Here is a 6,985-nt window from a genome sequence, read left to right as displayed (position 1 = left end):
AAAAACCGACCTCCCAAATGTTAGATTTCAGGTCTAACATTTGGGGGTCGGTTCATTTGTCATAGATCTGTCTGCGTTTTTAATTAATCGATTACCCGTCGTATGGTAACCGGTCTTCTGTAATTCCAGGAGGAAATTTTAATCCCGCTTCTTCGGTTGGCTGCATGAACAATCTTCCCCTGCCCGATATACATGGCAACGTGATCGATTTCCCTGCCGCTGGCGTAAAACAATAGGTCACCCGGTTCCATGCTGGAAGACGGGATCGCCTGCCCCTCGGCAGCCTGCTGCCTAGAGGTACGATCCAGCTGGACGCCTGCCGCATGCTCCATTACATACTGAATGAAGCCAGAGCAGTCAGCGCCTGTATTGGGGTTTGTTCCGCCCCAGCGGTATGGATTTCCAACGAATTTCACCGCATAGCTTACGACCTGGGTTCGCAGATCCCCATTTTTCTCTGCCTCCGGAATGGTATAGGCAATGGTAGCGTTCTCCGGCGCATAAGCATACGCAATCTGTCCGTTGTATTCAATTTTGGCCCAGCCTCCGTTACGGGAAATGTAACGGTACGTTTCGCCCTCATGAATTCTGCCAACAATTTCTGAATTCGTATCAGGCTGTTTGCGGACACGAAGGGTCTCAATGTCTACCCGGAGCATCAGCTGCATATCGTAATATGCGATTGCTCTGGCCTCCTGCCCAGTGGCTAAGTATTTTCCGTACACATAACCGGTTACCTGCCCTGATTTTATTTTATACCAGCCATTCTCTTCCGACAGCACGCTGCTGCCTGAGTGGCTTCTTAATTTCCCTACGATTTCCGCATCGTTCTTTGGTTCTTTCCTGATGTTCAAGGAATCCTCCACAACTGCTACTCCAAGGTTGTTGAAAATAGTATTGAAGGTTCCATACCTCACTTTTTCCTGCGTAAGACCGGCCGTGTTTCCCGTCGACTTCTGCTCTCTGGATTGTTGATATTGATCCATATAGACCTCCACGCCTGCTACAGGCGATCCGGTCCTGACGTCAGTCTCTGTTCTTGCGGCCTGTACATCTGCTGTTCCCATCCATACGGTACACCCGCAGGCGATGGCAAAGCCAAGTACTTTCCATGCTTTGTCAGTCATATGCACTTTCCTTCGCAAGTTTTTTAATTGTGAAACGGGCGGTGAAAATGCCCTTTTCCTACTGCAACTGAGTGATTTCTGTTCCAGGCAGGTTCTTCAAATATTCTAATCCCAGTTCCCTGTCTTTTCCTATCTGTTCTTTTAACTGCTCAAGCCCCTCAAATTTCCGTTCCGGACGGATGAAGTGTAAAAGCTGTACCTCTATAGTCTTTCCATAAATATCCTGATTTATACCAAAAATGTAAGTTTCTGCACCTACTGGAGAAATCCCCTCTACTGTGGGCTTTCTTCCAATATTGGTAATTCCGCCGTAATAAGTCCCATCAACGTAAACACGGGACACATAAACACCAAATACAGGCAGATGTTTTTCCGGAGGAGGAAGGATGTTGGCAGTTGGAAATCCAAGTATGGCTCCGCCAATATGGTTGCCGTGCACCACCTCACCGTGAATGGCATAAGGTTCTCCCAGCAGCTCATTGGCTTTTTCCATATTTCCAAGATCCAGCTGTTCTCTGACGTAAGTGCTGCTGATATCCCGGTGCTCGTCCTGCTCCTTGGGAATCACAATCAGTTCATAGCCATACCGGCTTTTTAACTGCTCTAACAGTGCCGCATCTCCGGCACCCTTATATCCGAAGGAGCAGTCTGTCCCCACGACAATAGTTCTGGCATTCATCTGTCCCACCAGAATCCGTTTTACAAATTCTTCAGGCTCCATTCTGGCTGTTTCTTTGGTAAAAGGGTATTCTACCAGATAGTCAATTCCTACTCTCTCCAGATTGTTTTTCCGCTCCAGATTGGTGGTAATTACCTTCTGTAGAACTCCGTTTACAAGAGTGCCGGGAGACATATCAAACGTAAATAATGCCGTCCTGTATCCCGTTTCCTTCTTAATTTCCAGCATCCGCTGCAATAATTTTTTATGGCCTCTGTGCCGTCCGTCAAATTTCCCCAGAGTCACTACAGCCGGCTCTTCGATCTGAAACACTCTGGTCCCAGTGATATATTCCATCATCTGCTTCCTCCCAGAAAAACCTTCTGAGGCTTTAAAAGACTTCCTTCCTCATTTGGTTTATAGACTCCGATAAACTCCATGCTGCTGTCATAAACCCGGACAGGACCATCGGAGATCTGGTATTCTCCTTCTGCCTGGTCACGCATAAAAGGATTGCCGTTATGGACCAGTTTGTCAAACTCCTCTAACATCACCAGCTGGGGATAGGATGAAAAAACCTTGTCCACTGCCAGGATGTGCTCTCCCAGGCTGCCGTCATCCCGCAACCGTTCGATCTGGGAAAGGGTAAGACTGTCCTCTAACACAAAGTCTGACACTCTGGTTCTTAAAAGGGATTCCATGCATCCGCCGCATCCCAGTTTTTTTCCGATATCATAGCAGAGTGTGCGGATATAGGTTCCTTTGGAACAGCTGACTGTAATGGTCACTCTGGGAAGTTCCATCCGCTCGATCCGGATATCAAGAATTTCCACAGGTCTTGCCTTGCGTTCTACCTCTTTTCCCGCTCTTGCCAGTTCATAAAGCTTCTTTCCATCTACCTTTAATGCAGAATACATGGGGGGAATCTGGTCATAATGACCCAGAAAGCTCATAACTGCAGCCTTTACCTCTTCTTCCCCTGCCTCTACGGGATAAGTATTTAATACAGTTCCTGTAGTATCCTGGGTATCCGTCTCCATGCCAAGAAGGAGCACTGCCTCATAGGTTTTCGTTTTATCTGTCAACATGTCACACAGTTTGGTTGCTTTACCAAGACAGACAGGAAGCACGCCTTCTGCGTCGGGGTCCAGGGTTCCTGTGTGACCAATTTTTTTCTGTTTTAAAATACCTCTCATTTTCGCCACGACGTCATGAGAGGTAAAGCCTTTTTCTTTATACACATTAATAATACCGTCTGCCATTGCCTGTATCTCCTAATTAAGCTGCTTCGCTATCTGATCAGACAGATTGTTGATCACATCGTGAACACTTCCTGTCATGGTACAGCCGGCTGCTTTTTTATGTCCGCCCCCGCCAAAATAAACGGCAATTTTACTTACATCAAGCTCTGTGGTGGAACGAAGGCTCACCTTGTATTCCCTGCATGCAGTTTCATAGATAAAAATGGCACACTCCACACCTTCTGTAATTCTTAGCTGGTCAATGATTCCATCCATATCGGCGCTGCCGACTTCATAAAAATCCATTTCTTTTTTACTGATGGCACTGAAAATGCATTTGCCGCCATGAAAGGTGATGCTCTCTAATAAAGCTCTCCCTAAAATCTGATTCTGGATATAAGTCTTTCTGTAAAAGCTGTCATCGATGATGCTGGAAAAATTAATTCCTTTTCCCATCATCTTTCCCGCGATTTCCATGGTTTTCGCTGATGTACAGTCATACTTGAAAACACCGGTATCATGAATAATTCCGGTATAGATGCACTCTGCCACTGCTTTGCTGATCCTGCTTTCATCAAGGAGACCATATAAAACTTCACAGGTGGAGCTTGCATCGCCTTTTACTACATTCTCCGTCCCATAGCCAATATTGGTGATATGGTGGTCGACACACAGACTCTTTTTCGCTGTGTTTAAGTATCTGACCGCCTCGCCAAAACGAAGTGTGTCACTGCTGTCTAAGCAGATACAAAGGTCATAGCTTTCGTCTCTGCCAAAGTCACTGACAATGCGGTCAATATTTTTTAAATATGAAAATTTTACAGATGGTTCTTCTAAATAAACCACTGCATGAATATCCGGATAATTTTCTTCCAGATAATTATAAGTAGCCAGACAGGAACCGATACAGTCCCCATCCGGCCTTACATGGCCAATAATTGCCACATTTTTCACATCTTTGAGAATTGTTTCAAGGGAACTCACAATGGCACCTCCTTACTCTTTGATGTCTTTCGTAACCTCGTCAATGAGTCTGGACATATTCACTCCATATTCAATGGACTGGTCCAGTATAAATTTGATCTCGGGTGTATTACGCAGATTGACTCTCCGGGCAAGCTCCCGGCGAATGTAGCCTTCTGCACTTTTCAGTCCTTCGATGGTTGCTTTTCCTGCTTCTTCGTCACCCAGAATGCTGATATATGCCTTACAGAATTTTAAATCAGGAGTTACTTCAACCGAAACAACGGTAGTCATAGGATGAATTCTTGGGTCCTTGATTTCCAGACGGATGATCTGGCTTAATTCCTTCTGTACTTCCATATTAATTCTGGTATTTTTTATACTGTTTTTACGCATCTTATTCCTTTCGCTGTCTGCCCTCATATTCAAAAAGACCAGCCCGTTTTAACGGGCTCATCTTTTGAACGTTCCAGGGGATGGTTCCTAGCGTGGAACCTCCACCATGGCATATGCTTCAATCATGTCATCTTCCATAATATCATTAAATTTCTCAAATACAAGACCGCACTCATAACCGGTGGCAACTTCTTTTACATCGTCTTTAAATCTCTTTAAGGATGCAAGAGGACCATCATAGATCTTCTCTCCCTGACGGGTGATGCGTACGCTGCAGCCTCTCTGGAATTTACCGTCCATTACGTAAGAACCGGCAATGGTACCAACGCCGGATGCCTTAAAGGTCTGGCGGACAGTGGCATGACCGATGATCTTCTCTTCAAAGATCGGATCTAACATACCCTTCATAGCGGATTCCACGTCTTCAATGGCCTGATAAATTACCTTGTAGAGTCTTAAATCTACTTTCTCTCTGTCTGCGATTGATTTTGCAGTTACATCAGGTCTCACATTGAAACCGATGATAATCGCATTGGATGCAGACGCCAGAGAAACGTCGGATTCATTGATGGCACCAACACCGCCATGAATCACCTTAACCATAACTTCTTCATTGGACAGCTTCACAAGACTCTGTTTTACTGCTTCTACAGAACCCTGAACATCGGCTTTTACAATAATAGGAAGTTCTTTTACATTACCAGCCTTAATCTGGGTGAACAGATCATCCAGTGACAGCTTCGCTTTTGTATCTTCTAACAGACGGTTCTTTCCTTCAGAGATGAAAGTTTCTGCAAAGTTTCTTGCTTCTTTCTCATTCTCTGTACTGATGAGAACATCACCTGCACCAGGAACGTCATTTAAGCCTAGAATCTCTACCGGAGTAGATGGACCTGCTTCTTTTACTCTCCGTCCCTTGTCATCCATCATGGCGCGGACTTTACCGTAGCAGGAACCTGCAGTAACAGTATCGCCTACACGGAGGGTTCCCTTTTGTACCAGAACGGTAGCAACTGGTCCCTTACCCTTATCAAGCTCAGCCTCGATGATAAGACCTCTTGCATGACGGTTTGCATTTGCTTTTAATTCTTTTACTTCTGCAGTCAGAAGAATCATCTCCAGAAGTTCTTTGATTCCTTCTTTAGTATGTGCAGATACAGGAACAAATATCGTACTGCCGCCCCAATCTTCCGGAATCAGCTCGTACTCAGACAACTCCTGTTTCACCTTGTCAATGTTTGCACTTGGCTTATCAATCTTATTGATGGCAACAATGATCTCAACTTCGGCTGCTTTTGCATGGTTGATGGCTTCAATTGTCTGTGGCATTACTCCATCGTCAGCTGCTACAACTAAGATAGCAATATCGGTAGACTGGGCTCCTCTCATACGCATGGCTGTAAACGCTTCATGGCCAGGTGTGTCAAGGAATGTGATTTTTTGTCCGCTGATATCAACTGTATACGCACCGATGTGCTGGGTAATACCGCCTGCCTCTCTGGAGGTAACGCTGGTCTGACGGATTGCATCAAGAAGAGAAGTTTTACCGTGGTCTACATGGCCCATAACGCAGACAACCGGCGGTCTGGCTGCCATATCTTCTACGTTTTCTTCTTCCTCTTTCAGAAGCTCTTCAATGACATCAATCTTCACTTCTTTTTCGCAGAGAACTTCGTATTCCATCGCAATTTCTTCTGCCTGTTCAAAATCGATTTCTGTGTTGAGAGTAACGATCTTGCCCTTTAAAAACAGCTTCTTTACGATAGCAGAAGGCTGAAGTTTCATCTTTTCTGCCAATTCTTTTATGGTTAAAATTTCAGGTACGATAATGGTCTTGATTTCCTCAACCTTGGGTTCTACATGAACTGGAGGCAGAATCGGTGCTTTGCCCCCTTTTGTTGTTGCTCTTCCCTTGCTGACGTCATCTTTGTCTCTTTTATCAAATCTGCCATTTTTATAGTTATTCTTCGTAGCTCTGTTACTGGTAGGTTTTGCCTGAATCGGAGTGTCAAAATTTTTAGGTGCTGCGTCTCTTCCGGTACGTGCTCCCTGTGGTCTTGGACCGCGGTTGTTATCGCCATCTTTGTCATTCTGATAGCCGCCGCCCTGCGGTCTTCCGTATCCCTGATAGCCGCCCTGACCCTGGGGTCTGTTTCCCTGGTAGCCACCCTGGCCCGGAGGTCTGTTTCCCTGGTAGCCGCCCTGGCCCTGGGGTCTGTTTCCCTGGTAACCGCCCTGACCTGCAGGTCTGTTTCCCTGGTAGCCGCCCTGGCCCTGGGGTCTATTACCCTGGTAACCGCCCTGACCTGCAGGTCTGTTTCCCTGGTAGCCGCCCTGACCCTGGGGTCTGTTTCCCTGGTAGCCGCCCTGGCCCTGGGGTCTGTTTCCCTGGTAGCCGCCCTGACCCTGGGGTCTGTTTCCCTGGTAACCGCCCTGACCTTCCGGTCTTCCTTCACGGTTTCCCTGGTAGCCGCCCTGACCTTCCGGTCTTCCTTCACGGTTTCCCTGATAGCCGCCCTGGCCCTGAGGTCTGTTTCCCTGGTAACCGCCCTGACCCTGGGGTCTGTTTCCCTGGTAGCCGCCCTGACCCTGAGGTCTGT

General features: G+C 46.6%; 6 protein-coding genes. All 6 read right to left on the bottom strand.

The genetic code is table 11. From position 1 onward, the window contains the following. Positions 1-83: 83 nt before the first annotated feature. Positions 84-1,127, bottom strand: a complete 1,044-nt coding sequence (locus ABS301_RS24675) for a C40 family peptidase (protein ID WP_349674707.1) — start codon at positions 1,125-1,127, stop codon at positions 84-86. Positions 1,128-1,185: 58 nt separating this feature from the next. Beyond that, positions 1,186-2,142 (bottom strand): bifunctional riboflavin kinase/FAD synthetase, encoded by a 957-nt coding sequence (locus ABS301_RS24670; protein WP_349674709.1) that lies wholly within the window; start codon positions 2,140-2,142, stop codon positions 1,186-1,188. After that, positions 2,142-3,047 carry a tRNA pseudouridine(55) synthase TruB gene (gene truB / locus ABS301_RS24665; protein ID WP_349674706.1) on the bottom strand — a complete coding sequence of 302 codons (906 nt, stop codon included), beginning with the start codon at positions 3,045-3,047 and terminating at the stop codon, positions 2,142-2,144. Before truB ends, ABS301_RS24670 begins: the two co-directional genes overlap by 1 nt. A gap of 12 nt (positions 3,048-3,059) precedes the next feature. Further along, the gene (locus ABS301_RS24660) at positions 3,060-4,010 is read right to left on the bottom strand and encodes a DHH family phosphoesterase (RefSeq protein ID WP_349674705.1); all 951 of its coding nucleotides are present in this window, start codon (positions 4,008-4,010) and stop codon (positions 3,060-3,062) included. A gap of 12 nt (positions 4,011-4,022) precedes the next feature. After that, positions 4,023-4,385, bottom strand: a complete 363-nt coding sequence (rbfA, locus tag ABS301_RS24655) for a 30S ribosome-binding factor RbfA (protein ID WP_104435676.1) — start codon at positions 4,383-4,385, stop codon at positions 4,023-4,025. An 87-nt stretch (positions 4,386-4,472) separates the two neighbouring features. Beyond that, positions 4,473-6,985: translation initiation factor IF-2 (infB, locus tag ABS301_RS24650; RefSeq protein WP_349674704.1), on the bottom strand; the 2,513-nt coding region annotated here is incomplete at its 5' end.

This window comes from Lacrimispora sp. (assembly GCF_031982545.1).
In the GTDB taxonomy this organism is placed as follows: Bacteria; Bacillota; Clostridia; order Lachnospirales; family Lachnospiraceae; genus Lacrimispora.
Note: the sequence above shows the minus strand (reverse complement) of the source record. Positions and strands in the feature narration are given on the sequence as shown.